24 protein-coding genes are annotated in these 23561 nt (G+C 76.6%); 11 read left to right on the top strand and 13 right to left on the bottom strand.

Annotated elements, in window-relative coordinates; genetic code table 11:
* Positions 1 to 39 precede the first annotated feature (39 nt).
* The 3 genes from ACI79S_RS14230 to ACI79S_RS14220 all read right to left on the bottom strand — a co-directional run bounded on the left by ACI79S_RS14230 (position 40) and on the right by ACI79S_RS14220 (position 2608).
* Positions 40 to 714: an HNH endonuclease signature motif containing protein gene (locus tag ACI79S_RS14230; protein ID WP_456594095.1), complete on the bottom strand. Its 675-nt coding sequence runs from the start codon at positions 712 to 714 to the stop codon at positions 40 to 42.
* Positions 715 to 866: 152 nt separating this feature from the next.
* Entirely contained in the window at positions 867 to 2231 is a 1365-nt protein-coding gene (locus ACI79S_RS14225; RefSeq protein WP_456594094.1) for a DUF222 domain-containing protein, read from the bottom strand.
* Positions 2210 to 2608: a hypothetical protein gene (locus ACI79S_RS14220; protein WP_456594093.1), complete on the bottom strand. Its 399-nt coding sequence runs from the start codon at positions 2606 to 2608 to the stop codon at positions 2210 to 2212. The genes ACI79S_RS14225 and ACI79S_RS14220 overlap by 22 nt, the downstream gene beginning before the upstream one ends.
* Here ACI79S_RS14220 and ACI79S_RS14215 point away from each other — a divergent pair.
* From ACI79S_RS14215 to ACI79S_RS14205, 3 genes are read left to right on the top strand one after another with little or no spacing between them, the layout of a single operon-like run.
* Positions 2607 to 3716, top strand: coding sequence for a sigma-E factor regulatory protein RseB domain-containing protein (locus ACI79S_RS14215; protein ID WP_456594092.1), 1110 nt, complete (start codon positions 2607 to 2609; stop codon positions 3714 to 3716). The two genes, ACI79S_RS14220 and ACI79S_RS14215, sit on opposite strands and share 2 nt — an antisense overlap.
* Positions 3713 to 4633: an ABC transporter ATP-binding protein gene (locus ACI79S_RS14210; protein ID WP_456594091.1), complete on the top strand. Its 921-nt coding sequence runs from the start codon at positions 3713 to 3715 to the stop codon at positions 4631 to 4633. Before ACI79S_RS14215 ends, ACI79S_RS14210 begins: the two co-directional genes overlap by 4 nt.
* Complete coding sequence (locus tag ACI79S_RS14205) at positions 4630 to 5439, top strand: ABC transporter permease (protein ID WP_456594090.1); 810 nt, start codon at positions 4630 to 4632, stop codon at positions 5437 to 5439. Before ACI79S_RS14210 ends, ACI79S_RS14205 begins: the two co-directional genes overlap by 4 nt.
* Before the next feature lie 15 nt (positions 5440 to 5454).
* Here ACI79S_RS14205 and ACI79S_RS14200 read toward each other — a convergent pair whose 3' ends face one another.
* On the bottom strand, positions 5455 to 6255 hold the full coding sequence (locus ACI79S_RS14200; protein WP_456594089.1) for a lipase family alpha/beta hydrolase: 801 nt from the start codon (positions 6253 to 6255) through the stop codon (positions 5455 to 5457).
* 66 nt (positions 6256 to 6321) lie between these two features.
* Here ACI79S_RS14200 and ACI79S_RS14195 point away from each other — a divergent pair, with 66 nt between their 5' ends.
* Together ACI79S_RS14195 and ACI79S_RS14190 are read left to right on the top strand one after the other, a co-directional pair.
* Positions 6322 to 7020, top strand: a complete 699-nt coding sequence (locus ACI79S_RS14195) for a CDP-alcohol phosphatidyltransferase family protein (RefSeq protein ID WP_456594088.1) — start codon at positions 6322 to 6324, stop codon at positions 7018 to 7020.
* Positions 7021 to 7160: 140 nt separating this feature from the next.
* The gene (locus ACI79S_RS14190) at positions 7161 to 8138 is read left to right on the top strand and encodes a carbohydrate kinase family protein (protein ID WP_456594087.1); all 978 of its coding nucleotides are present in this window, start codon (positions 7161 to 7163) and stop codon (positions 8136 to 8138) included.
* Positions 8139 to 8144: 6 nt separating this feature from the next.
* Here the strand turns inward: ACI79S_RS14190 and ACI79S_RS14185 are convergent, their stop codons facing one another.
* From ACI79S_RS14185 to ACI79S_RS14160, 6 genes are read right to left on the bottom strand one after another with little or no spacing between them, the layout of a single operon-like run.
* Complete coding sequence (locus ACI79S_RS14185) at positions 8145 to 8804, bottom strand: flavin reductase family protein (RefSeq protein ID WP_456594086.1); 660 nt, start codon at positions 8802 to 8804, stop codon at positions 8145 to 8147.
* Positions 8801 to 9937, bottom strand: coding sequence for a glycosyltransferase (locus tag ACI79S_RS14180; protein WP_456594085.1), 1137 nt, complete (start codon positions 9935 to 9937; stop codon positions 8801 to 8803). The genes ACI79S_RS14185 and ACI79S_RS14180 overlap by 4 nt, the downstream gene beginning before the upstream one ends.
* Entirely contained in the window at positions 9934 to 10743 is an 810-nt protein-coding gene (locus ACI79S_RS14175; protein WP_456594084.1) for a carotenoid biosynthesis protein, read from the bottom strand. Before ACI79S_RS14175 ends, ACI79S_RS14180 begins: the two co-directional genes overlap by 4 nt.
* Positions 10740 to 12398, bottom strand: a complete 1659-nt coding sequence (locus ACI79S_RS14170) for a phytoene desaturase family protein (protein WP_456594083.1) — start codon at positions 12396 to 12398, stop codon at positions 10740 to 10742. The genes ACI79S_RS14175 and ACI79S_RS14170 overlap by 4 nt, the downstream gene beginning before the upstream one ends.
* Positions 12395 to 12988, bottom strand: a complete 594-nt coding sequence (locus ACI79S_RS14165) for a GNAT family N-acetyltransferase (protein ID WP_456594082.1) — start codon at positions 12986 to 12988, stop codon at positions 12395 to 12397. Before ACI79S_RS14165 ends, ACI79S_RS14170 begins: the two co-directional genes overlap by 4 nt.
* Positions 12985 to 13563 carry a YbaK/EbsC family protein gene (locus ACI79S_RS14160; RefSeq protein ID WP_456594081.1) on the bottom strand — a complete coding sequence of 193 codons (579 nt, stop codon included), beginning with the start codon at positions 13561 to 13563 and terminating at the stop codon, positions 12985 to 12987. The genes ACI79S_RS14165 and ACI79S_RS14160 overlap by 4 nt, the downstream gene beginning before the upstream one ends.
* 236 nt (positions 13564 to 13799) lie before the next feature.
* On the opposite strand from ACI79S_RS14160, the gene ACI79S_RS14155 reads away from it, so the two are divergent.
* The 3 genes from ACI79S_RS14155 to ACI79S_RS14145 are packed head-to-tail and all read left to right on the top strand — an operon-like array spanning position 13800 to position 18396.
* The gene (locus ACI79S_RS14155) at positions 13800 to 14123 is read left to right on the top strand and encodes a DUF6504 family protein (RefSeq protein ID WP_456594080.1); all 324 of its coding nucleotides are present in this window, start codon (positions 13800 to 13802) and stop codon (positions 14121 to 14123) included.
* The gene (locus tag ACI79S_RS14150; protein ID WP_456594079.1) at positions 14123 to 14632 is read left to right on the top strand and encodes an SAV_6107 family HEPN domain-containing protein; all 510 of its coding nucleotides are present in this window, start codon (positions 14123 to 14125) and stop codon (positions 14630 to 14632) included. The genes ACI79S_RS14155 and ACI79S_RS14150 overlap by 1 nt, the downstream gene beginning before the upstream one ends.
* Entirely contained in the window at positions 14629 to 18396 is a 3768-nt protein-coding gene (locus tag ACI79S_RS14145) for a DNA polymerase III subunit alpha (protein WP_456594078.1), read from the top strand. The genes ACI79S_RS14150 and ACI79S_RS14145 overlap by 4 nt, the downstream gene beginning before the upstream one ends.
* An 8-nt stretch (positions 18397 to 18404) precedes the next feature.
* On the opposite strand, the gene ACI79S_RS14140 is transcribed toward ACI79S_RS14145, so the two are convergent.
* On the bottom strand, positions 18405 to 18590 hold the full coding sequence (locus tag ACI79S_RS14140; protein WP_456594077.1) for a hypothetical protein: 186 nt from the start codon (positions 18588 to 18590) through the stop codon (positions 18405 to 18407).
* 153 nt (positions 18591 to 18743) lie between these two features.
* Here ACI79S_RS14140 and ACI79S_RS14135 point away from each other — a divergent pair, with 153 nt between their 5' ends.
* From ACI79S_RS14135 to ACI79S_RS14125, 3 genes are read left to right on the top strand one after another with little or no spacing between them, the layout of a single operon-like run.
* Positions 18744 to 19229, top strand: coding sequence for a VOC family protein (locus ACI79S_RS14135; protein WP_456594076.1), 486 nt, complete (start codon positions 18744 to 18746; stop codon positions 19227 to 19229).
* A 45-nt stretch (positions 19230 to 19274) separates the two neighbouring features.
* Positions 19275 to 20012: a class I SAM-dependent methyltransferase gene (locus tag ACI79S_RS14130; protein ID WP_456594075.1), complete on the top strand. Its 738-nt coding sequence runs from the start codon at positions 19275 to 19277 to the stop codon at positions 20010 to 20012.
* Positions 20009 to 21196, top strand: a complete 1188-nt coding sequence (locus tag ACI79S_RS14125) for an alkaline phosphatase family protein (RefSeq protein ID WP_456594074.1) — start codon at positions 20009 to 20011, stop codon at positions 21194 to 21196. The genes ACI79S_RS14130 and ACI79S_RS14125 overlap by 4 nt, the downstream gene beginning before the upstream one ends.
* Before the next feature lie 11 nt (positions 21197 to 21207).
* Here the strand turns inward: ACI79S_RS14125 and ACI79S_RS14120 are convergent, their stop codons facing one another.
* Positions 21208 to 22176: a sucrase ferredoxin gene (locus tag ACI79S_RS14120; RefSeq protein ID WP_456594073.1), complete on the bottom strand. Its 969-nt coding sequence runs from the start codon at positions 22174 to 22176 to the stop codon at positions 21208 to 21210.
* 13 nt (positions 22177 to 22189) lie between these two features.
* Positions 22190 to 23440 carry a cupin domain-containing protein gene (locus ACI79S_RS14115; RefSeq protein ID WP_456594072.1) on the bottom strand — a complete coding sequence of 417 codons (1251 nt, stop codon included), beginning with the start codon at positions 23438 to 23440 and terminating at the stop codon, positions 22190 to 22192.
* Between the last annotated feature and the right edge of the window lie 121 nt (positions 23441 to 23561).

Genomic DNA, 23561 nt, shown 5'->3' with positions numbered 1-23561 from the left:
CCGTCCGCGGCTTCTCGATGCGCGGGCGTCGGCCGGCGCTCAGTACGGCGGCGGCGAGGTGGTGGCGACCAGACCGCTGGGTGTGGTGACCGTGAGGGTCCCGTCGCTGCCGAGGTCGTGCCGCCACCCCGGGGCCTGGTGCTTGCCGCGGTGGTCGGTGGTGCAGTAGCCGGCGAGGTTGCCGGCGGAGGTGGGACCGTCCGGGTAGGGGCGGTGGTGGTCGAGCTCACCGCCGCGGGGCACCCGTCGGCGGCAGCCGGGGAACCGGCAGCGTCGATCCCGCGCCCGCACCCACCGATCCAGCTCCGCCGCGGGGCGGTAGCCGGCGCTCGGCCCCGGGGCGCCGGGGCCGGGCCGGTCCGAGAGGTCGTGGGCGCACCGGCCGGTGCCACGACGGCAGCTCGGCCGGCCGCAGCTGCCCGCACGACGCAAGCCGGGCAGATCGGTCAGGGCCAGCAGCGTGCCGGACAACGCGTCGGTCAGCGCGATCCGCGGCCGATCGGCCAGCCCACCCCCACCCGTGCTCCCCAGCAGGTCGGCGAGCCACGCCCGTTGGGTGTCGGAGGACGACCGCAGCGCGGCCAGGGCGTCCGGCGCCGCGGTGAGCCGGCCTCCGGGGCCGGTCCGCCAGGCGGCTTCGTCGTCGGCGTCGGCCCTGACTGCGGTGCGGACCAGTCGACCGGCGTGTGCGAGCTCCTGCTCCGCTCGGAGCACGGCGACACCGGCGGTCCTGACCGCCTCGTCGGCCAGCGCCCAGCAGCCGGCGCTTCCTGACGTCGTCGCGCATCCCGGTGGTGCCGACCCGATCGGAGTCCTCGCTTCCTCCGGGAGGTGCCCGGAGTCCGGCGAGGTGCCGTCCGGTGCTGTCACCGGAGGATCACCGTGCCGTTCGCGCGGCCCCCGCGACGTCGGTGGCGGTGCGGAGCACCCATCGCGCTCCCGGGCCACGGCGGCGTCGGTACCGGTGTCGGCATGGGGCGCGTCCTCGATGCCGCCGTCCGGGTCGTTGCCACCGGGCGGGTCGCAGGTGGGGCCCCGTCGTCGAACAGGTCGCCGTCGACGTCCAGGGGAGGGGCGAGGTCGCCGTTGCCGTCGGGATCAGGGTCGACCAGCTCACCACTGAGCAGCCGGCGCTCCGTCTCGGCCAGCCACCACTCCAGCTCGGCCTGCTCCCGCGCCTGCCACGACATCGAGCCGGGCGGCTGCCGCGGGGCCGGCTCCGCGTCGCCGGCTCCCCGCGGTCGGCCGGTGAGCGCGGTCAGGAACTGGCGGATCATCTCGGCCGGCACGACCTGCCCGTCGATCTCACCGGGACCGTCTCCGCCGGAGAGCGTGGCCAGCGAGGCGACGACGGTGAGCAGCACCTGCACCGGCGGCAGATCGGTCTCTCCCGGACGCAGCACCAGATCGAGCAGGCAGTCGACCATCTTCTGGCCCCGCGTGCGTTGATCGTCGTCGTCGAGCGCCTCTGCGCAGGCGGTCAGCGCCCGGTACAGCGCCTGCGCCTCCGGCATGGTGGCGTACACGCTCACGGTCGCCATGCCGTCGACGGCGTCCGGGCGGATGTGGACCCCTCGCCTCTTCAGCGCCTCCTGCAGCCTGCGGGCCGCGGCGCGAGCGTCCCGCCTGGCCACCTCGCGGCGCGCCTTGTCGTTCAGCTGCGCGGGCGTCACTACCCGCCCCGCGGCCCAGCGGAGCAGTTCGGCCTCGACCTCGGCACGCACCCGGTCGTCGGCGATGGGAGCGACCTTCTCGAGCATGGTCCAGAGGTGCCCGGGGTGCAGCGCCCCCGCCTCCAGCGCGGCCAGCGTGCCGGGCAGCCGCTCCACGAGGGTCAGCGAGCGGACCAGCAGCGTCTCCGCCGACTGGGCGGTGAGGGACATGGCGACCGACACCTCCTGCGTCGCCCACTCGCTCACCCCGCGCAGCACCTCGGGGCGCGCGGCCCACCGCTCCGGGCTCATCGCGCCCGGGTCGCCCTGGGCGCGGTCGCCGTCGGCCGGCCGGTCCGCTGCGAACCTGGCGATCGCGCGGGCGCGCAGTGCGGTCTGCCGGGCGATCTCGCGGTCCGCGGCCTGCACCTCGCCGAGCGGACCTTCGGCCACACCCACGGGCGGCGCGAACTCGGGCCACTCCGTGGATGCCTCGGTGGCTCGCCGACGCCGGCCCGCGGCCACCGCCCGGGCGCGGGCGGTGGCGTACCAGTCGTTCACCGCCCCGGCATCCGCCATGTGTCGAACATACGTTCGATCGTGCCGCAGCGCAAGACGGAATCCGTAGGAACGTGCTGGTCAGCAGGGTGCCAGCCCGGAGGCGGTGCGCTGTGACCCCGGGCAGAGGTGGCCAGCGTGCCCTGGGTCAGACGCCTCGGCCGTGCTTGCCCTCCCTTGGCCGCGAAGCGTGCGGCCCCCGGCAGCGCATCGACGGCGAGGGACACCATGCCGTGGCGGAACTCGTTGGCCATCGCCGCCTCCTCGTCGAGGCCGTCCTGCTCCAGCAGCGAGGCCCGGTCCTCCCGCAGGCAGGTCTGGGGGAAGGTGTCCCGTGAGTTCCCGGTGAGGCTCGCCGCGGGACCCACCGGGCCGGCCGGGGCTACGGTGACCGCCATGGCGTCCGGACCGCGGGCGGCGGCTCCGCGCTGGGCCGTCGTGGGGGTGGTCGTCGCGGTCCTCGTCGCGCTCCCGGCGCTGGTGGGCGCGCTCCCGGTCGCCGACCCGGCGGTGCCCGCGGCCGAGCTGCGCGCGGCGGTCCTGGCCTCGGCGGACCTGCAGTACTCCGGGTACGCCGAATCGGCCGGGGGGCTGGCCCTGCCGGTGACCGGCCAGCTGGACTCCGTCGCCGACCTGCTCAGCGACCGCACCGAGATGCGCGTGTGGTGGCGGAGTCCCGACGACCACCGGGTCGCCGTCATCACCACGGCCGGTGAGACGGGCATCCACCGCGATGCCCGGGGCACGTGGACCTGGGAGTACGAGCGCGCCACCGCGACGCGCGCGGTCGCCACTCCGTTCGCCCTCCCCGCACCGCCGGACCTGCTGCCTGCCACCCTGGGCCGCCGGTTGCTGTCCGAGGCCGCCGACGAGGAGCTGACCCGCATCGGGGCCCGGCGGATCGCCGGACGTGACGCCCTCGGGCTGCGCTCGACCCCGGCGGACCCCGCCTCGTCGGTGCGGCGGGTCGACGTGTGGGTGGACCGGGCCAGCGGCCTGCCGTTGCAGGTGGTGGTCCTCGGCGAGACCTCCGAGGTGCCGGCGCTGGACACCCGCTTCCTGGACCTGGAGCTGGCGGCCCCGGATGCCGCGACCACGTCCTTCGCCCCGCCGCCGGGCGCGCGGGTGCGCACCGCCGACCAGGCCGAGATCGTGCTCGAGGCGGGGCAGCGGCTCGGGCCGTTCCGCCTCACCCCCACGCTGGCCGGCCTACCGCTCCGGACGCTCGACGGCGCTCCGCCCGGCATCGGGCTCTACGGGCGCGGCGTCACGCTGCTCGCCGTCGCCCCCGTGCCGCGCCGGGTGGCGGAGGGGCTGCGCCGCACGCTGGCGCAGAGCCCGGACGCCGTCACCGACGAGACGAGCACCCGCATCGCGGCCGGGCCCGTCGGGCTCATGCTCGTGGACCCGCAGGACGCGGAACCGTACCTGCTCACCGGGACGGTCACCCTCGACGCTCTGGCCGAGGCCGCCGCGGAGCTGCCGGTGCTCGGGCGGCAGCGGTGAGCACGGTCATCGCGACCCGCGGCCTGGCCAAGCAGTACGGGCGGGTGCACGCCGTCGACGGCATCGACCTGGACGTGCGCGCCGGCGACGTCTACGGCTTCCTCGGCGCCAACGGCTCGGGAAAGACGACCACCGTCCGGATGCTGCTCGGCCTCGTCCTGCCGACCCGCGGGGAGATCGACCTGCTCGGCGAGCGGATGCCGCGCGCCGGCCGCCGGGTGCTGCCCCGGGTGGGAGCGCTGATCGAGTCGCCCGCCGCCTACGGCCACCTCTCCGGCAGGGAGAACCTCGCGCTGCTGGACGCAGCCGGCCCCGGGGGATCGCGCCGCGACCGGCGTCGGCGCGTCGCCGAGGTGCTGGACCAGGTCGGGCTGGGTGGCGTGGGACGCCGGCCGGTGAAGGCCTACTCGCTCGGCATGCGGCAGCGCCTCGGCCTGGCCGGCGCGCTGCTCCGTCGTCCCGACCTCCTGGTGCTGGACGAGCCGACCAACGGGCTCGACCCGCAGGGCATCACCGAGATCCGCGAGCTGCTGCTGGAGCTGCACCGCAGCGGGACGACGGTCTTCCTCTCCAGCCACCTGCTGGCCGAGGTCGAGCAGCTCTGCACCCGCGTCGGCGTGCTCGACCGCGGTCGCCTCGTGCTGCAGGACGACCTCGCCACCCTCACCGCCCCCACCGGCGCCACCGTCGTGCGCACGCCCGCGCCCGAGCGGGTGCGCGCGGTGCTCGACGGCCGCGTCGCCGAGGTGGACGGCGAGCGGGTGGTGGTGCGCGGCGGCGACCCCGCCGAGGTCAACGCGCTGCTGGTGCGCGCCGGCGTGCCGGTCACCGGCCTGGCGGCCGACCGCCCGACGCTCGAGGAGGTGGTGCTGGCGGCCGCGGCCACCAGCGCCGACCGGGTGGAGCGCGCACGGTGATCGCCGTCGAGCTGCGCAAGCTGTTCCGGCGGCCCCGCACCTGGGCGATCATCGCCGTGCTGAACGCGCTGCCCGTGCTCGTGGCGGTCCTGCTGGTGCTCACCGACCTGGCGCCCCGGCCGGGCGAGGGGCCGCCGTTCCTCTCCGCGGTCCTCACCAACGGCGCCCTCTACCCGCTGGCCGCGTTGGCGATCGTGCTGCCGCTGTTCCTGCCCATCGCGGTGGCGGTGGTCGCCGGCGACTCGATCGCCGGCGAGGCGCAGGCGGGCACGCTGCGCTACCTCCTGGCCCGGCCGGCGGGGCGGACCCGGCTGCTGGTGGCCAAGCTCGCGGCCGTGCTGGCCTTCGTGCTGGTCACCGTCGTCGTGGTGGCAGCCGTCGGCTACCTCGTGGGGACGACGCTCTTCGAGGCGCAGCCGGGGACGGGAACGTCGGTGTCCGGGACGTCGCTGACTGCCGAGCAGCTGGCCGTGCGCACCGTGCTGGCGGTCGGTTACGTCGGGGTGTCGATGCTCAGCGTGGCGGCCTTCGCGCTGTTCTTCTCGACCGTCACCGACTCACCGCTCGGCGCGACGATGGGCGCGCTGGCGGTGCTGGTCACCTCCTCGCTGCTGTTCACCCTCGACGCCGCCTCGCCGATCGCGCCCTACCTGCCGACGCGCTACTGGCTGGCCTTCGTCGACCTCTTCCGCGACCCGATCCTGTGGCGGGACATCACCCGCGGGCTCGCGCTGCAGGCGGTCTACGTCGGCGTGCTGCTCGCCGCCGCCTGGGCGAACTTCACCACCAAGGACGTCACCAGCTGAGCGACGGTCCCGCCGTCAGCCGCTGAGCCGGGCGCAGTCGGCGGTGTCCAGCGCGACCGGCTCCCCGGCGGTCAGCTGCTCGAGCACGATCGCCTGCACCAGCGGGTCACCGGGCAGCTGGCCGTGCCCCACCCGGCTGTCCGCGCACACCGACTGGACGATCAGGTTCAGCGCCCCGTCGAGCCGGGCCGAGTCCGGCGGGGTGACCGTGCGGTCGAGAGTGGTCCAGACCGAGACCCAGCCGATCCCGTCCGGCGTCTCGTCGCCCGCGTTGAGCCGGGCGAGGACCGGGCTGTCGGTGGCCAGCTGGCGGCACCCCTCCGGGCACGATGCCGGCGCGATCTGCCCGGCCAGGTCCGCGAGCCCGGTGCCGTGGTGCGGCGAACCCAGCGTCACCACCCGGCGGGCCACCTCCGCGCCGCCGTCGGCCACCCACAGGCGGGCGATCACTCCGCCGGCCGAGTACCCGACGACGTCCACGCTTTCCTCACCGGTGCGTTCCAGGGCCGCGCGGGCGGCCTCGTCGAGCGCGACGGCCGCCTCGCCCAGGTCGCCGGTGCCGTCACCGGGGAGCGAGACCACGGTGGCGTCGCGGCCCTCGGACTCCAGCCGGTCGGCCAGGGTCCGCAGGGACGCGGTACCCCCGCCGTACCCGGGCACCAGCAGCACCGGCCCCGGCCGCGCTTGCGAACCGGGGCCCTCGACGTCCGTGCCACGGGTGGCCAGCAGCACGCCGAGGCCCACGACCGCGGCGGTGACGAGGGCGAGCACCGCGACGAGCAGACGGCGGCGGGCGGGGGAGAGACCGGCGAGCACTCACCTACTGTCCCTGGTGGAGGGGCGGCCGTCAGCGGTGGGCGCCCGGTCGCGGGAGGGGGCGCCGTGCTGAGCCGTGACGAGTACCTGGAGGCCTGGTCCCGCTGGCACGGCGGGGCCGACACCGGGACGCCGCTGGTGCGCGGGTGGCTGACCCTCGCGCACGCGCTCGCCCGCCCGCTCGCCGCGCTGCCCCCGGTCGTCGCCACCGCCGCCGGCGTGGTCGTCGCGGCCGCGGCCGTGCCGCCGGCGGCCGCGGGCGGCGCCTGGCTGGTGCTGGCGGGGGTGCTGGTGGGGCTCTCCGGGTTGCTGGACAGCCTCGACGGCGCGCTGGCGATCGGCACCGGGCGCGCCTCGCAGCGCGGCTTCGTGCTCGACTCCGTGGTGGACCGGCTCACCGAGGCCGCCTACGCGGCGGCGCTGTGGGTCGCCGGGGCGCCGGGCTGGCTCGCCGTCGCCTTCGGCGCGCTGTGCTGGCTGCCCGACTACCTGCGGGCCCGGGCCGGGCAGGCCGGCGTGGACCGGACCGGCCCCATCTCGCTGTGGGAGCGGCCCACCCGGGTGGCCATGGCGGGCCTCACGCTCGGCGGCGCCGGGGTGGTCAGCGGACTGGAGGTCGCGGGGGTCGACGGCGCCACCGTGGCCGTCACCGCGGGCGCCGCCGCGGGGCTCCTGCTCGGCGTCGTCGGCACCGCGCAGCTGGCCCGGTGGCTGGGGGCCGAGCTGGCCGGGCCCGGCCAGGGCGACCTCCCGCCGTCGGGCTGACCCGCCGCTCCGACGGCGGCGCCGGCACGCTGCCCCTAGGGTGTGCGGTGCCCGATCCCCGCCGTTCCTCTCCCGTTCCCCGCCCGGTTCCCCGCGGCGTACAGCGGCCGGAGGCAGCCCGACCCGGAGGAGCGCCTCTCGTGCCCGTCGTCGTCACCGGATCCATCGCCACCGACCACCTGATGACCTTCCCCGGTCGGTTCACCGAGCAGTTCGTCGAGGGGCAGATGGAGAACGTCTCCCTCTCCTTCCTCGTCGACGACCTGGTGCAGCACCGCGGTGGCGCGGGGGCGAACATGGCCTACGGGCTCGGCCTGCTGGGGCTCGCACCCGTGCTGGTGGGGGCGGTCGGCAACGACTTCGCGGACTACGAGGCCTGGTTGTCGCGCCACGGCGTCGACACCGGCAGCGTGCACTGGTCGGAGCTCAAGCACACCGCCCGCTTCGTCTGCACCACCGACGAGGTCAACAACCAGATCGCGTCGTTCTACTCGGGCGCGATGGCCGAGGCGGCGCAGATCGAGCTGGCGCCGGTCGTCGACCGGGTGGGCGCCCCCGACCTCGTCGTCGTCGGACCGAACGACCCCACCGCGATGGTGCGCCACACGCAGGAGTGCCGGCAGCGGGGCTACGCCTTCGCCGCCGACCCGAGCCAGCAGCTGGCCTGGGCCGACGGCGAGATGATCCGCGAGCTGGTGCACGGCGCGGAGGTGTTGTTCACCAACGAGTACGAGGCGGCGCTGCTGCTGCAGAAGACCGGGTGGACGGCCGACGAGGTGCTCGCCCGCGTGGGCACCTGGGTGACCACCCGCGCCGCGGACGGCGTCCTGGTGCGGCGGGCCGGCGAGGAGCCGCTGTCGGTGATCGCGGTGCCCGAGACCAAGCCGGTGGAGCCCACCGGGGGCGGCGACGCGCTGCGCGCCGGGTTCATCGCCGGCCGGACGTGGGGCCTGGGCCTGGAGCGCGCGACCCAGCTGGGCTCCGCCGTCGCCACCGCCGCGGTGGAGGTCATCGGCACGCAGGAGTACGACCTGCCGCGGCAGAGCTTCCTGCAGCGTTTCGCCGAGGCGTTCGGGGCCGAGGCCGCCGACGAGGTCGCCGTCCACCTGCCGGGCTGACCGCGGTCACTCCCCGCGGAGGGCTTCCCCGATCGCGGGGTCCTCGGCCCACCGGCGGTAGGGGATGCGGGCGATCTCGCGCACCTCGCCCACCGTCGTCCACTCGTTGCCGCCGAGCCGGGCCAACGGCTTGAGGTGCTCGATCCGCGGCCGCCCGTCCCGCACGGCGTCGGCCCACACGCTGATGTGCCGGACCCGGCCGAGGACGACGGTGCTGTCCCCCAGTCGCAGCGTGGAGTGCAGGACGCACTCGATCGACACGGGGGACTCCGCCACGCGCATCGCCGCGACCGTGTCGGCGGGCTCCAGCCGCACCCCGGCCTGCTCGGCCTCGCTGGTGTCCGGCGGGAAGTCGGTCGCCGTGGCGTTGACCTGCTCGAAGAGTGCCTCGGGCGTCAGGTTCACGGTGAACTCACCGGTGGCCTCGACGTTGCGCAGCGAGTCCTTGCGGCCGACGGAGGTGAACTGCACGACCGGCGGGTCGACGCACGCGACGGTGTAGAAGGAGTGCGGGGCGAGGTTGTGCACGCCCGCGGCGGAGCGGCTGCACACCCACGCGATCGGACGGGGCACGACGACGGAGTTCAGCACCCGGTAGAAGGCGCCGGCGTCCATCTCGGCCGGGTCGAAGGAGGTGCGCGGGCGCTGCTGCTCGGCGGAGGTCACCGGCTCATCGTCGCCGACACCGCCGGCGGGGTCGCGTCGACGGGTCGGCCGCGCCAGCGCAGGGTGCCCCGCCGCCGTCCCCGGACCGACCGGACCATCAGGAGGTCCAGGGCCAGCACCGACACCGGGTGCGCGAGGGCATCCGGCCAGGCGCGCGCTCCGCTGGCCCGGGCGCCGGCGAGGCGGCCGGCCACCCCGGCCAGGTAGCCCACCAGCCCGGCGCGCGACCCGCCGAGGGCGGCCAGCGGCGGGACGACGTAGACGGCGGTCAGTGCGGCCGCGGCCGCCAGCCCGGCCACCGGCGTCCCGCCCACGGAGGCCCACAGCGACTTCGCGTAGCCGTCGCGGACCGCAGCCCAGCCGTCGTACATCCGGCAGGCGGCGAGGCACGAACCGTCGATCGGCACGCCCCGCCCACCGGCGCGCTTGACCGCCCGCAGCAGCGCGATGTCCTCGAGCACCTCACCGCGCACGGCCGCGTGGCCGCCCGCGCGCTCGTACGCCGCCCGCCGCACCACGAGGAACTGACCGTTGGCGGCGGCCAGCGAGGGCCGTGGCGAGCGCTCGGCCAGCCGCAGCGGCAGCGTGGTGATCCACAGCCAGGGCGCCAACGGCTGCACGAGGCGCTCGGCGGGGCCCACCGCCAGCGGCCGCGGCCACGGCGAGACCAGGTCCAGGCGGTGCGCGTCCAGCACCGCCACGGCTGCGGCGACGGCGTCGGGGAAGAGGCGGACGTCGGCGTCGACGAACACCAGCACCTCGGCGTCCCCGGCCTCGGCCGCCCCCACGGCGCAGGCGTGCGGTTTGCCCAACCACCCGGCCGGCAGGGGCGGTGCGGTCACCAGCCGCACCCGTGGGTCGGGGACGGCCCGGACGACGTCGGCGGTGCCGTCGGTGGAGCCGTCGTCGACCACGACGACCCGGAGCCGCTCCGCGCCGCGCTGGTCGAGCAGCGCCGCCAGGCAGCCGGCGACCTGGTCGGCCTCGTCGCGCACCGGCAGCACCACGGTGACCTGCCGCTCCACCGCCGGCGGATCCACCGGTGGGCGGCGCAGCAGCGCGGCGTTCACGGCCGCGTGCACGGCGCCGGCGACCGAGACGCCGGCCAGCGTGCGCACCAGGCGACCGCTCACGGCCGCCCCGCGCGTCGACGCTGCAGCGCCAGGACGGCGAGGACGCAGGCGCCCAGCGCCGCCCCCCAGGCCGCCGAGCCGGGCAGGCCCAGCCAGCCGGCGTGCGCGAGGGCGCCGCCCAGGGTCATCCACGCCAGGGCGAGCAACGGGGCGCCCGGGCCGGTGCGCGGTGGCCGGGCGGTGCGCTCGACCAGCAGGTCCAGCAGCGTCATCAGCACCAGCCCGGCCAGCAGCCAGCCGGCGAGGTTGGTCAGCGGCACGGTGTCGATGCCCGGCAGGCCGGGGGAGGGGTGCTCCCACGTCCAGTAGCCGGCCTGCACCAGCTGCGGGTCGAGGACGACGTCCCACGCCGCGAAGACCGCCGCCGCCCAGGCGATGCGCGCCGGCCGGCGGCGGCTCGCGCGCACCGGTCGGGCCAGCACCTCGCCGAGCAACCAGCTGGGCCAGGCCATCATCAGCCACGCCAGCGGCACCAGGAACGGCACGCCGAGCAGGGTGGGGCCGAGGACGTCGCTGTAGGAGTAGCTGCCGTAGGGGAACCCGGTGGCCACCCCCAAGGACTCGAAGGCGATGGAGACGAGGGCGACCAGCGCCAGCACCCCCACGCCGGTGCGGGCGCCGCGGCTGAGGCCCGCGTGCGCGACCGACAGCGCCGAGCCCAGCAGCACGATGCCCCAGGAGACGGCGTCCCGGGACGAGCCCGACGCCAGCGGGTAGGCGATCGCCGTCGCGACCAGCGCCGCCGCCAGGGCCCAGGGCACCACGCGGACGGCGGCGGGTGCGGTGGCCGGTGCGGTCGTCGTCACCCGCGCCCCGCCCGACCGCGCACGCGCTGCACCGCGCGGCCGGCCGCCGCCCGCGCGCGGGGCAGCGCCCGGCGGTCGGCGAGGACCGTGCGGGCCGCCGTCCGCCCGGAGTTGCCCGAGACCCCACCGCCGGGGTGGGTGGAGGCGCCGGACAGGTACAGCCCGGGCAACCCGGGCACCCGGTAGCCCGACAGGCCGGGGGCCGGGCGGAAGGCGAACATGCTGGCCAGGCCCATCTCCACGTGCATGACGTTGCCGCGGGGGAGGGACAGCTCCCGCTCCAGGGCCAGCGGGGTCTGCACGTACGTCTCCCGGACCGAGGCGGCGAACCCGGGGGCGTGGCGGTCGACGGCCTCGATCAGCCGCCGGGCCTCGGCGTCGGCCAGGGCGTCCCAGTCGCCGCCGTCGGCCAGCGCGTACGGGTACCACTGGCCCCAGATCGTGACCACGTGCTGCCCCGGCGGGGCCAGGGTGTCGTCGCTCGCGGAGAACGACATGGCCAGCGGGACCGGCTCGCGGGGCAGCTGCCCGGCACCCCAGTCGCCGTGCGCGGCGGCCAGCTGCGCCCGGTCGGTGCAGAGCAGCTGGAGCCCCTGCAGCGCCTCCGGCCCGGCGCCGGGGTAGGCCGGCGGGGCGTCGGTCAGCGCGCGCACGACCAGGCCGAAACCGTTGCCGACCGGGGGGGCGACGTCGGCCAGGACCGGCGGGGCCGCGTCGCCGGCCAGCTCCCGGGTCACCCCGATGTGGCAGGCGGCCACCACCGCCGGCGCCCGGACCACCCGCCCGGAGCGGGTCGCCACCCCGGCCACCCGGCCGTCCTCGACCAGCAGCCGCGCGGCGCCGTCCCCGAGGACGACCCGGCCGCCGTCGGACTCCAGCCGCCGGCGCAGCGCCTGCGTCAGCCCGCCGGAGCCGCCCACGGGGTGCCCGGGTGGGACGTCGTGCAGCAGCGCCACCCAGCCGATCATCGCCGCGGTGCCGGGCTCGGACATCGGGGGCCCCGACTGGGCGCCGAACCACGCCAGCGCCGCCTTGAGCCGCTCGCTGCCGAACCACCTGTCCAGCAGGGCATCGCCGGAGCCGAGGAAGTCGACCGCCAGCTCACCGCCCGGGGTGCGCGGCCGGCCGTCGGCGGGCGCACCCAGCGGCCAGAAGGAGCGCACCAGGCCGCCGGGGGACGGCGCGCGGCCGAAGGAGGCGACCACGGCGCGGCTGCGCGGGCCCCAGACCTCGACGAAGCGGCGGTAGGCCGCGGCGTCGGCCGGTCCGCAGGCGGCCTCGATCGAGGCGCAGGTGGCGTCGAGGTCCACGGAGAAGACCAGCGGCCGGCCGGCGGGGCCGGGATCGCCGGGTGCGGGGGCCGGCGCGAAGCCCCACGGGTCGCAGTCGACGTAGCGGAGCCCGTGGGCGGCGAGGTCGAGCTCCTCGATGATCCCGCTGTGCCGGACGATGACGTGCGCGCTGGACCCGCGGTCCACGCGGACGCCGGGCCAGCGCTCGACGGTGGAGACCGCCCCGCCGAGGACGTCGTCGGACTCGACGACCTCGACGGACAGGCCCTCCCGGGCGAGGTAGCAGGCGGCCACGAGGCCGTTGTGGCCGGAGCCGACGACGACGACGTCCACGGGTGCGACGGGTTCGGGGGCGGCGGTCACGACCGTGGGTTCGTCGCGGAGGGGTCGCGTGGATGCAGCGGCAGCCGCGCGCCCAGGATCGCGAAGGGCCGGGAGTCGCCGGGGAAGTGGTAGCCGCGGGCCAGGTCGACGAACCCGTCGGCGCGGTACAGCCGGAACGCCTTGGTGTCGGCGTCCGGCGTGGAGAGCAGGGCGACCGGGTGCGGCAGGCCCTCGACCAGCGCGTGCAGCAGCTGCCGGCCCAGCCCCTGGCTCTGCGCGTCGGGGTGGACGTGCAGCTCGCAGATCTCGAAGGCGCCGGGCAGCCACTTCTTCGCCGTCCGGCGGTCCAGCGCCGCGCGCACCTGGTCGTGCCACCACTGCCCGGGGGCGATGAGGTAGCCGTAACCGAAGCCGACCAGCCGCTCGCCCTCCGGGGTCTGCGCGAAGGCCCCCACGGCGCGGAAGCCGGGCCGTTCGGTGTGCTGGATCGCGTAGCCGTACCGGCCGGCGACGATGCCCGAGTCGTAGCCCATGGCCAGCCCGTAGATGGCCAGCACCTCGTGCATGTGCTCCCGCATCCAGGGGACCGGCAGCTCGAGGATCCGGGTGGCCGGGCGGGTGCCCGTCACGGCGCGACCCCGGCGGCGTCCGGCCGGGCGGTGTCCGGCCCGGCGGTGTCCGGCCGGTCGGCGCCGCCCACCGTGGTGGCGGTCCCGTCGAGCGGACCGCCACCCACCTCGGCCGCGGTGCCGGCGGTGATGCGGAGCAGCTCGTCGTAGCTGGTCGGGAAGACCGCCGTCGGGTGCCCCGCCGCGGCCCACAGCCGGTCGTACCGGGCGAGCTCCACGTCGACCAGGGTGCCGAGGGGGGCCGGGTGCCCCACCGGGGCGACCCCGCCGATGGGCTGGCCGGTGTGCTCGCGGACGACGTCCGCGGGGGCGGGGGCCAGGGAGCCGACGCCGAGCAGCGCCGCGACCTGGACGACGTCGACGCGGTGCGCGCCGCTGGTGAGGACGAGCAGGGGCGCGTCGTCGGCGAGGAAGACCAGGCTGTTGACGATCGCGCCGACCGGGACGCCCAGCGCGGCGGCGGCTGCGGCCGCGGTGCGGACCTCGGCGGGGAGGACTCTCACCTCACCCTCGGCGCCGGCCGCGGCGAGGGCCCGGGCGACGGCGGCCACCCGGGGGTGCGGGGGTGGGCTCATGCGTCGATCCTGCCACCGCCTGGGGGTGGCGCGCCCGGCGTGCCCTGCCCGGCGGTGGGGGTGCGGGGCGGGTCGACGGACACGCCGCGGTCCGGCTTGACGACGGGGGAGTGCTCCGGTCTACTGGACGTCGTTCGAACGGGTGTTCGAACGACGTCCGACCCCTCCTTCCCGGCTCTCTTCCCCGCCGGTGGGGTGGCGGGCGGGTGCGCGGGGTGAGGCGTGGGGAGGCTGTCATGAGCCGGGTGCTCGGTGAGGTCGTCGGTCGGGCCGGCGAAGAGGTGCAGGTCGAACGCGGCCCGTCGGGGCCGGTGCAGTTCTGGCGCGGGCAGTCCCGGTACGTCGTGGGCGAGCTGCTCGACTCCTGGCTGGAGACCGCGCCGTGGTGGCTGCGGGACGCGGAGGCGGGCGGGGCGTCCGACGACCTGGTGGCGCCCCGCGAGGTCTGGCGGGTGGAGGCGGTGCGGGCCGGGCGGTCCCGGATGAGCTTCGCCGGCGTCTACGACCTGACGTGGGACGCCGCCGGCAACCGCTGGTGGCTCGTCCGGGTGCACGACTGATGGGCGCCGCACGAGCCGTGCCGGCCGGCCAGCTGCCGCTGCCGCCCGCGTTGCCCGCCGCGGCCGCCGGGCTGCTCGGCCAGGCGCACCGCGGCCTGGCCGAGGCGGCCGCGGCCACCGATCCGCGGGAGCGGTACGCCACCGCGCACCTGGCGGCGCTCCGGGCCGCCGCCGCGGTGCTCGCCGCCCGCACCCGTCCCGAGGGCGGCCGCCGGCGGCCGCGCAGCGCCTGGGTCCTGCTGGGGCAGGTCGCCCCCGAACTGGGGGAGTGGGCCACCTTCTTCGCCGCCGGTGCGGCCAAGCGCGCCGCGGCGGAGGCGGGGCTGTCCCGGGCGGTCACCGAGCGGGAGGCCGACGACCTGGTCCGCGATGTGCGGGGCTTCCTCGCCGTGGTCGAGGCCGGGCTCGGCGTCGACGCGCTGCCCGAGCCGCCCCGCTACCCGCGGCCGCACGTGGTCGGCGGGGCGCCGTCCCGGTCGGGGTCCCGGTCCACCGGATCCCGGAGGTGAGCGACCCCTTCGTCCACCTGCACGTCGCTTCCGGCTACTCCATGCGGTACGGGGCCAACCACCCCGCCGACCTGGTGGCCCGGGCCGCCGAGCACGGCATGCCGGCCCTGGCCCTGACCGACCGGGACGGGCTCTACGGCGCGGTGAAGTTCGCGCTGGCCTGCCGGTCGGCCGGGGTGCGGCCGATCTTCGGGATCGACCTGGCGGTGGCGCCGGCGCTGGGCACCAGCGTGCCGCCGGCGCTCGCGCACGTGCTGGGGGAGGAGCCCCCCGCGGCCCGGTCCTCCCGGTCGCGGGCCGCGACGCCCCCGCGCCGGACCCCGGCCCGGGGCGGGGTGAGCGTCGACCCGCGGCTGCCCCGGGTCACCTTCCTCGCGCGGGACGGGGCCGGCTGGCGGTCGCTGTGCCGGCTGACCAGCGCCACCCACCTGCGCGGCACCCGTGGCGAGCCGGTGAGCTCGCTGGCGATCGCCGCCGAGCACGCCTCCGGGCTGGTCCCCCTGCTCGGTCCCGACTCCCCGGTGGGCCGGGCGCTGCTGGCCGGCCGGGCCGACCTGGCCGGTCAGCAGCTGGACGCCTGGCGCGCGGTCTTCGGCCCGGGGCTGGCGCTGGAGGTGGTGCACCACCGCGGCCGGGGTGACCGGCAGCGCGCCCAGGCGCTGCTCCGGTTCGCCGCCGAGCAGCAGGTGCCGGTAATCCTGAGCAACGCGGTCCGGTACGTCGACGCCCTCGATGCCCCGACCGCCGACGTGCTGGACGCGGCCCGGCGGCTGGTCCCGCTCGGCGCCCGGCACGTCGACTGCACCACGGCCGAGGGGTACCTGAAGTCGGGCAAGGAGATGGCCGAGGTCGCCGAGGACGTCGTCGGCCCCGACCGGGACGCCGCACTGCGGCTGCTCGAGCGCACCGCCCGGCTGGCCGAGCAGTGCGCCGTCGACCCCGCCGGCGACCTGGGCATCGGCAGCGTCCGGTACCCCGAACTGGGCGTGGTCACCACACCGGCCGAGCGGGGGATGAGCCCGGCGCAGGTGCTGCGCGGCCGGTGCGAGGCGGGGCTGGGGCGCCGGGGCATCTCCCCGACGGCCCGGGTCCGCCAGCGGTTGGCCGACGAGCTCGGGGTCATCGAGCGCCTCGGCTACCCGTCCTACTTCCTGACCGTCGCCGACGTGGTCGACCTCATCAAGAGCTTGAGGGTTCGGGCCGCGGCCCGCGGCTCGGGTGCCGGCAGCCTGGTCACCTACCTGCTGGGCATCTCCGACGTCGACCCGCTGCGCTACGGGCTGCTGATGGAGCGGTTCCTCTCCCCGCTGCGCCACCAGCTGCCCGACATCGACATCGACGTGGAGTCCGCGCGCCGGATGGAGGTCTACGACGCGGTGATCGACCGCTTCGGCGCCGACCGGGTCAGCTGCATCTCGATGATGGACACCTACCGGGTACGCCACGCCATCCGCGACGTCGGTGCCGCGCTGGGCCTGCCGCAGGCGGAGGTCGACGCCGTCGCCAAGGCGTTCCCGCACATCCGGGCCAACCAGGTGCACGCGGCGCTGCGCGACCTCCCCGAGCTGCGGGCCAGCCGGTACGGCTCGCGCCGCGCCGGCGGCACCGGTGATCTCGACCTGCTGTTCGACCTCGTGTCCCGGCTGGACGGGCTGCCCCGGCACATCGCCCTGCACCCGTGCGGGGTGCTGCTCTCCGACGCCACACTGCTGGACCGCACCCCGGTCGAGAGCAGCTACCTCGGCTACCCGATGAGCCAGTTCGACAAGGACGACGTCGAGGAGCTGGGGCTGCTCAAGCTGGATCTGCTCGGCATCCGGATGCAGTCGGCGATCGCGCACGCCCTCGACGAGATCGAGCGGGTCGACGAGGAGACGGTCGACATCGATGCCGTCCCCCGGGACGACCCGACGACCTTCGAGCTGATCCGCAGCACCCGCACGCTCGGCATGTTCCAGATCGAGTCGCCGGGGCAGCGCGAGCTGGTCGGCAAGTTCGGGCCGCGGACGTTCGAGGACATCATCATCGACATCTCGCTGTTCCGGCCCGGGCCGGTGAAGAGCGACATGGTCACCCCTTTCCTCATGGCCCGGAACGGCTGGCGCGAGGTGGAGTACCCCCATCCGGACCTGGAGTTCGCGCTCGCCGAGACCGCCGGGGTGGTGGTCTTCCACGAGCAGGTGCTGCAGGTGGTGGCCCGGATGGCCGGCTGCACGCTGGCCGAGGCCGACGAGGTGCGCCGCGCCCTGGGGGAGAAGGACGCCCACCCGGAGGTGCGGGCGTGGTTCGTGCCCCGGGCGCTGGCCGCCGGCTACCCGGTGGAGGTGGCCGAGCGGGTGTGGGAGGTGCTGGCGTCCTTCGGGTCGTTCGGCTTCTGCAAGGCACACGCCGCGGCGTTCGCGCTGCCCACCTACCAGTCGGCCTGGCTGAAGACCCACCATCCGGCGGCCTTCCTGGCCGGGGTCCTCACCCACGACCCCGGCATGTACCCGAAGCGGCTGATCCTCGACGACGCCCGCAACTTCGGCGTCCGGGTGCTCGGGCTCGACGTCAACGTCTCCACCGGCAGCTACCGCGTCGAACGGCTGACCGCCGGGGACGATGACGAACCTGACCGTGAGGTGGAGGGTGAGATCCGGGGCTGGCGACGTCCGGAGTGGATGCCCGCGGCGATGCCCGACCCGACGCGGTACGGCATCCGGCTGTCGCTGGCCGACGTGAAGGGCATCTCCGACGACGAGGTCGCGCGGATCGTCGCCGGTCGGCCCTATCGGTCACTGACGGATTTCTGGGCGCGGGCGTCGGTGTCCCGTCCGGTGGTCGAGCGGCTGGTGCTGGCCGGTGGTTTCGACTCGCTCTACGGCTTCGGCGTGCGGGACCGGGAGGCCGGCCGGCCGACCCGCCGGCGCCGGCAGGTGACCCGGCGCGACCTGCTGCTGCAGATCGGCGAGCTCGACCGGTGGAGCCGCAGCGGTGCGCGGGCGACGTCCGACGGGCAGCTGAGCCTGGACCTGATGGGGCTGGGGCTGTCCGAGGAGGAGTCCGCCGGGGAGCCGGCCGGCCCGGAGTGGGCCGAGGGCAGCGGGTTGCCCGAGTTCACCGATGCCGAGCTGGTGCGGGCGGAGCTGGAGGTGCTCGGGCTGGACGCCAGCCGGCACGTGGTCGACTTCTACCGGCCGTTCCTCTCGGCGCTCGGCGCGGTGCCGGCCGGCGAGCTCCTCGGCTGCCGCAGCGGCAGCGAGGTGCTGGTGGCCGGCGTCAAGGTGGCCACCCAGACCCCGCCGATCCGGTCCGGGCGCCGGGTGGTGTTCGTGACCCTCGACGACGGCACCGGCTGCACCGACTCGACCTTCTTCGAGGACGCGCAGGGCACCTACGCCGCGACGGTCTTCCACTCGTGGCTGCTGGTCATCCGCGGGGTGCTGCGCCGGACGGGGCCGCGCGGGGTGTCGCTGCGGGCCACCGGGGCGTGGGAACTGCCGGCGCTGCACGAGGCGTGGGAGGCCGACGGGCTCGACGGCGTCCGCGACCTCATGGCGGCGCCGGGAGAGTTCACCGAGCAGGCGATCGCGGGGGCCGCGGCCTCGCACGGTTCCCGCCCGGTGGTCGTGCGGCCGGTCCTGGTCCACCCGACCGGGTTCCGGATGTCGCCCTACGCCGACATCAAGCCCGCCGGCGAGGAGACCAAGGCGGCTGCCCGCCGGGCGGCGGCCGGGCCGCCGCGGAAGCTCTGGCACTCCAGCCCGGGCAGCTCCGGTCACTGACGGCCGGGTCAGCCCTCCCCGTCGGTGGCGTCGTCGAGCTCCTGCTCGAGGTCGTCGACGCCCTGCTCGATGTTCTGCTCCACGTCGTCGTCGACCACGTCGTCCCCGCAGGCGACCGTCGTGAGGGACGCGGCGGTGATGGCGAACGCGGCCGCGGTCCGGCGGAGCAGACGCGGACGGGGGGCCCTGACCATGGGAACTCCTCGCGAGGGATCGACAGCGCTGACGACGGCTCTGTGCCCCCGCGCGCCTCGCCGGCAAAGACGACGACCGATGAGCCAGGGCGCCGACGACGGTCCAACCACCGACGCCGGCGTCCGGCCGGCGCGCTCGAAGGGAGACTCCCGATGCCCCGCCAGATCCCGTGCCTGTGGTTCGACGGCACCGCCGAGCAGGCCGCGCAGCACTACACCTCGATCTTCCCGAACAGCTCGATCGGCACGGTCACCCGCTACGGGCCCGGCATGCCGCCCCCGATGAAGGAGGGCGACGTCGTGACCGTCGACTTCGAGCTCGACGGTCAGCCCTACACCGCGCTCAACGGCGGACCGCAGTTCCGGTTCAGCGAGGCCATCTCCTTCCAGATCGTGTGCAAGGACCAGGAGGAGGCCGACCACTACTGGAACCGGCTCACCGAAGGCGGCGAGGAGAGCATGTGCGGCTGGCTCAAGGACCGCTTCGGCGTCTCCTGGCAGGTCTTCCCCGAGGAGCTGATCGAGCTGACCAACGACCCCGAGCCCGGCCGCGCCCAGCGCGCCACCCAGGCGATGCTCCAGATGCGCCGCATCGACGTCGCCGAGATCCGGCGCGCGGCCGACAGCGTGCCCGCCTGAACCGGCGCCCGGCCGGCACCTGCCCGCGCCACTAGGCTCCGATGGGTGTCGACCGTTCCCGCTCCGCCGACCGCGGAGCAGCTGCCCGCCCGCACCGCCGCCGTGTGGGCCGCGCTCGACCCGCTGGTCAACGCCGGTGACGCGCTGCGCGTGCTCGACGTCGGCGGGGGCAGCGGGATGTTCGCCGTCCCGCTGGCACTCCTGGGGCACACCGTCACCGTCGTCGATCCCAGCGCCGACGCCCTGGCCACCCTGCGCCGGCGTGCCGAGACGGCAGGGGTCGGCGGGCGGGTGCGCGGCGTCCAGGGCGACGGTGACCTGCTGCACGAGGTCCTCGCGGACGACGAGGGCGGGTACGACCTCGCGCTCTGCCACTCGGTGCTCGAGGTGGTCGACGACCCCGGCGTCACGCTGGCCGAGATCGCCGGGGCACTGCGTCCCGGCGGCCGGGTGAGCCTCGCCGTCGCCAACCGGGCCGGCGCGGTGCTCGCCCGAGCCGTCACCGGTCACACCGCGGAGGCGCTGGCCCAGCTCCGGGAGCAGGACGCCCTCCCCGGCCGGCCGCTCCGCCGCCGGTTCAGCCCCGACGAGCTCCTGGCGCTCGTCGGCGGCGCCGGTCTGGCGCCCGGCGCCTGGCGCGGGGTCTCCGTCGTCGCCGACCTGCTCGACTCCGCCTCCGGGGCCGACCCGGCCGCCGTCCGGGACCTCGAACTCGCGCTCGCCGAGACCTCGCCCTACCGCGAGGTCGCCGCGGGCCTCCACCTGCTGGCGACCCGCGCGTGACCGGGGAGGGCGACGGCGAGCTGCCGCCCGACCTGCACCGGCCGGCCTACGGCGTCGCCACCCTCGCCGACGTGCTGCCCGGTGTCGCGGCGGCCCTGGGCACCCCGGTGCCCCGCGGGGACCTGCCCGCCGACCCGCTGGGCCTGGCCGACGCCCTGCACGGGGCCCGCCGCGTGGCGGTCCTGCTCGTGGACGGCCTGGGCGCCGACCTCGTCCGGGCGCACGCCGACCTGGCGCCCACCCTGGCCGGCATGAGCAGCCCCGCCGGGACCCTGCAGGCGCCCTGTCCCAGCACCACCCCGGTCAGCCTCACCACGATCGGCACCGGCCTGCCCCCGGGCAGCCACGGGATCCTGGGCTTCGTCACCGAGGTGCCGGGGGAGGGGCGCACCCTCAACCACACCCAGTGGGCCGACGACCCCGACCCCGCCGACTGGCAGGCGCAGCCCACCGTCTTCGAACGCGCCGCCGCCGACGGGGTGGCGGTCACCGCCGTCGGGCCCTGGGCGTACGCGGGCTCGGGCCTCACCATGGCCGCCTACCGCGGCGCCGAGTACACCGGGGCGGTGGGACCCGGGGACCTCACCGCGCTCATGCGCTCGGGCCTGGAGGCGGGCCCGCGGTCCCTGGTCTACGGCTACCTGGCCGAGCTCGACCTCACCGGCCACGTCCGCGGTGTCGACTCGCCCAGCTGGCGCGCGCAGCTCGCCCTGGTCGACCGCATCGTCGCGCAGCTGGTCGACGGCCTGCCCGACGACGCCGCCCTGCTGGTCACCGCCGACCACGGGATGCTCGACGTCCCCGCCGCGACGCGGCTGGACCTCGACGACGAACCCGACCTCGCCGACGGGGTGCGGTTGCTCGCCGGCGAACCCCGTGCCCGGTACGTGCACACCGAGCCCGGCGCGGAGGCCGACGTGCTGGCCCGCTGGCGGGGGGTCCTCGGCGACCGGGCGTGGGTGGTGGGGCGCGACGAGGCCGTCGCCAGCGGGGTCTTCGGGCCGGTGGACAACGCGCTGGCCGCCCGCATCGGCGACGTCGTGGCGCTGGCCCGCGGCAGCTGGGCGCTGGTCAGCCCCCGGCTGGAGCCGGGGCCGAGCCGGCTGGCCGCCTACCACGGGTCGCTGACCGCGACGGAGCTCGCGATCCCGCTCCTCGCCGCCCGGGGACGCGCGCTCCGCTGAGCCGGGCCGGGTCAGCCCGGCGGCGCCGACAGCGACAGGTGGTGCCAGGTGCGCACGCGACCGGCCGTGGTGGCGGAGCAGGTGAGGTGCACCGTCTCCGCTGACGGCCGGCTCTCCACGGTCACGGTCACCGGCCCCGCCGGGCCGGTCAGGGTGACCTCCCACCGCTCCACCCCCGCGTCGGCCGCTTCCCGCCGGGTCGTGCGGACCGGCGGCAGCTCGTCGACGCCGAGGACGCCGAGCTCCTCGCGCGCGTAGTGCTGGGCGGCCTGCACCGGCGCGGGCAGCCCTGCCCGTCCACGCAGCCACGGCAGGGCCACCTGCCCCCGGTCGTGCGCGGCGACGACCAGCCCGCCGTCCCCGGGTACCTGCCCGTAGTAGAAGCCGTGCGGCAGCACCAGCACGTTCGCCGCGAACCGGTCACCCCCGAGGTGGCTGCACTCCCACACGTCGGTCGGGCCGGGCGCGGGCAGGGCGCGGGCCAGCGGGCGGCCGCGCAGCGCGCAGCAGGCGTCGTGGCCGCCGTGCGTGCACACCAGGTAGGCCGGCCCGGACGCCGGCTCGCCGACCGATCCGTCCCACGGCGCGGTGAGCAGGTCGGCGTCGGTCGACCGCACCGACCACCACAGCCCCTCCCGGCCGAGCCGGCTGTCGGCGTAGGCCCAGCGCCGGCCGGAGTCGGCCAGCCGGTCGCCGGGCCGGCGGACCAGCAGGACCCGCACCCCCTCCCGCTCGGCCCGCTCGGCGAGCAACCGGGCCACCCGCGGGTCGAACCTCGACTGCAGCAACGCCTGCCGTCCCCACGGCCCCGGCTGCTCGATCAGCAGCCAGCGGGACACCGGCGAGGCCGTCGCCACCCCCGAGTCGCCGCGCTCGAGCGCCTGCACCGAGCAGCGGCCGGCGTCGAGCCGGCCCGGCGGGCGGGCCGGGACCTCCGTGCGGCAGAAGTCGTCGTCCCCCGCCGGGCCCGGTGCGCTCACGCCCCCCACCGGATCACCGGGGTTCCCCGGACGCGGCCCTCCGCCCGTCGTGCCCGGTGGCGGGCAGGGTCGCGTCGGGCACGGTGGCGATCGACTCGGTCACCAGCCGGCGGGCCAGCGTCAGGCGGTCCGCCGGGTCGAGGCCGGGCAGGTCGCCCACCTTCAGCTCGCCGGCGGCCAGCAGCTCGGTCAGCGCCGCCCGGGCGTCCCCCGGGAAGGAGTGGGTGCGCCGGCCCGCCACGAGGGTCACCCGGCCGTCGTCGGCGTCGCGCAGGGCGCAGCGCAGGTGGCGGCGCAGCCGCAGCACCGTCTCCGGGTCCAGCGAGGCCGCGGCGGCGGACTGCGCCAGCGGTGCGACCGGTTCGGGCCGCACCTGCGCCCAGGTGCGGCTCCGCAGCCGGTCGGCGACCTCGGCCGGGTCGACCCGGCCCAGCCACTCCCGCAGCCCCTCGACGACGGCGGTGACGTCGTCGGCCAGGGCGTCGGGATCGGCCAGGTCGATGCCGAGGGGCAACGAGCGCCGCAGCGTGCGGTCCTCGGCCGCCAGCGTGCGCACCAGGTCCAGCACCGACTCGGCCGCCGCCCAGCGGGTCACCGAGTGGATGCCGACGGTCAGGTGCGCGCTGATCTCGCCGAGGGCCTTCGCCGAGTGCAGGAACCCGCGCGGCAGGTAGAGGGCGTCGCCGGGCCGCAGCACCGCGTCGATCACCGGTGCACGCTCGGCGGCCGCGGCCACCTCGGCAGCGCGGTCGTTCCACGGCTGGGTGCGCAGCGGGTCGGGCAGCACCGGCTCGTGGATGGTCCAGTGCTTCTCGCCGGCCACCTGCAGCACGAACACGTCGTGCACGTCGTAGTGCGGGCTGAAGCCCTGCGAGGACGGCGGGGTGACGTAGGCGTTGACCTGCGTCGGGTGGCCCAGGTCGGCGGCCAGCTGGTCGGCGAACTCGATGAGGGGCGGCCACAGCCGGTGCAGCCCCTGGAGGACGACGGTGCTCCCGTCGGCGAACAGCCGCAGCACCGCGTCGGAGGAGACCTGGTCGGCGATCTCCGCGCCCGCACCGCCCGAGGTGGTGAACCGCTTGGCGTCGACGACCGCGCCGTCCTTGGCGATCCGCAGGAACGGTGTGCGCAGGCCGCGCCGGGAGAGCAGCTCGTCGACCGCCGGCAGGTCGAGCAGGTCGGTGAAGGAGTTGCCGGTGTCCTCGGCGCGGGTCAGGAGCGGGTGCCGCGCCCAGTGCTCCCGGGCGAACTGCTCGGGCGCCATGTTCGTGCACCGCCGCAGGGGGGGGGGGGGGGGGGGGGGGGGGCGGGGCGCCCCGGGGGGGGGGGGGGGGGGGGGCGGGGGGGTGCCACAGCTCGCGGCCCACAAAGTCTACAATCCACTA

The sequence above is a fragment of the Blastococcus sp. SYSU DS1024 genome, from assembly GCF_054050795.1.
The sequence above is the reverse complement of the archived record's forward strand: the minus strand, read 5'-3'. Positions and strand labels throughout refer to the sequence as shown.

Excerpts from the sequence above, each read along its gene's own strand:
- ACI79S_RS14225 (WP_456594094.1), bottom strand. The coding sequence starts at position 2,231 with ATGGCGGATGCCGGGGCGGTGAACGACTGGTACGCCACCGCCCGCGCC.
- ACI79S_RS14215 (WP_456594092.1), top strand. The coding sequence starts at position 2,607 with ATGGCGTCCGGACCGCGGGCGGCGGCTCCGCGCTGGGCCGTCGTGGGG.
- ACI79S_RS14220 (WP_456594093.1), bottom strand. The coding sequence starts at position 2,608 with ATGGCGGTCACCGTAGCCCCGGCCGGCCCGGTGGGTCCCGCGGCGAGC.
- ACI79S_RS14160 (WP_456594081.1), bottom strand. The coding sequence starts at position 13,563 with ATGAGCCCACCCCCGCACCCCCGGGTGGCCGCCGTCGCCCGGGCCCTC.
- ACI79S_RS14155 (WP_456594080.1), top strand. The coding sequence starts at position 13,800 with ATGAGCCGGGTGCTCGGTGAGGTCGTCGGTCGGGCCGGCGAAGAGGTG.
- ACI79S_RS14150 (WP_456594079.1), top strand. The coding sequence starts at position 14,123 with ATGGGCGCCGCACGAGCCGTGCCGGCCGGCCAGCTGCCGCTGCCGCCC.
- ACI79S_RS14140 (WP_456594077.1), bottom strand. The coding sequence starts at position 18,590 with ATGGTCAGGGCCCCCCGTCCGCGTCTGCTCCGCCGGACCGCGGCCGCG.
- ACI79S_RS14135 (WP_456594076.1), top strand. The coding sequence starts at position 18,744 with ATGCCCCGCCAGATCCCGTGCCTGTGGTTCGACGGCACCGCCGAGCAG.
- ACI79S_RS14115 (WP_456594072.1), bottom strand. The coding sequence starts at position 23,440 with ATGGCGCCCGAGCAGTTCGCCCGGGAGCACTGGGCGCGGCACCCGCTC.